Origin of the sequence: Candidatus Thiosymbion oneisti (genome assembly GCF_900092655.1) — a bacterium.
GTDB classification, from domain to species: domain Bacteria; phylum Pseudomonadota; class Gammaproteobacteria; order Chromatiales; family Chromatiaceae; genus Thiosymbion; species Thiosymbion oneisti.
In genome coordinates this window covers 1-989 of the sequence record NZ_FLUY01001422.1, presented here as the reverse complement: position 1 = coordinate 989, position 989 = coordinate 1, and the positions used below count along the sequence as shown (strand labels likewise).

Annotated in this window: 2 protein-coding genes; both read left to right on the top strand. The window is 57.8% G+C overall.

The annotated features are described in order from the left end of the window. The first annotated feature begins 307 nt into the window (after positions 1 to 307). Positions 308 to 724, top strand: coding sequence for an OsmC family protein (locus BQ17_RS14525; protein WP_089728248.1), 417 nt, complete (start codon positions 308 to 310; stop codon positions 722 to 724). A 32-nt stretch (positions 725 to 756) separates the two neighbouring features. Then, on the top strand, positions 757 to 989 hold a 233-nt coding region (locus tag BQ17_RS14520; RefSeq protein WP_141699298.1), incomplete at its 3' end, for a DUF433 domain-containing protein.

Sequence of the window (989 nt, the reverse complement as noted above, 5' to 3'; positions counted from 1 at the left end):
ACGCTGGAGAGACTGTGAAAGAATTCGCACGGGCATCCGCCGCGTGCGCTCCTGGGCTTCGGAAGCGCAGAAAACCGTGTAAACGAGCGCATTCGTCGTTTCTCCTCTTGTTTGTCGTCCAGTAACGCTTAACTTAATGGTATTGGAATGTGCCGGACCCGACACACCACCGGAAGCCGGCGACTGGTAGCCGGCTGCGCCCGGGTCCCAGTCGGATTGAGGGTCCGAGTCTGATTGAGTATGGGAAAACTGGTCCGATCGCTTCGATTCAGGCATCCTAGGCGGGGAAAATACAGGAGCGCAGAAGATGAAGGCACGTGTCAAATGGGTCGAAGGCTTCACCATGCTGGGCGAATCCGGCAGCGGACACGCCCTGGTCATGGACGGTCCCCCGGAGCTCGGTGGCCGTAACCTGGGGGTGCGGCCCATGGAGCTGCTGCTCTTAGGCATGGGGGGATGCACCCAGTTCGATGTCCTGCTGATCTTGCGCAAGGCGCGCCAGCAGGTGACCGCATGCGTCGTCGAGCTGGAGGCCGAGCGGGCCACCGAGGACCCCAAGGTGTTCACCCGTATCCATGCCCACTTTATCGTCAGTGGACACGACCTCAAGGAGCAACAGGTGGAACGGGCCATCCGCCTCAGCGCCCAAAAATACTGCTCGGCCTCCATCATGCTCGGCGCCACCGCCGAGATCAGCCACGACTTCGAGATCCGGGAGGTTTGAGTCGCGTACCATGATTACAGGAGGATAATCGCATGACTAATCAAGAGCTGCTTAAACGGATCACCTGTGATCACGCGGTAATGGTGGGCAAGCCCGTGATCAGAGGCACTCGATTGACAGTTGAATACATCCTGAATCTCTTGGCACAGGGTTCAACCGTGCAAGAAATCCGGCAGAGGCTCAGTTTAAAAATTTTATGCTTGGCCGCTCACTTTCCGGCCCATTTAACGCCAGGACGCAATGGCGCCAAGACGCAAAGTTTCTT

Excerpts from the sequence above, each read along its gene's own strand:
- BQ17_RS14525 (WP_089728248.1), top strand. The coding sequence starts at position 308 with ATGAAGGCACGTGTCAAATGGGTCGAAGGCTTCACCATGCTGGGCGAA.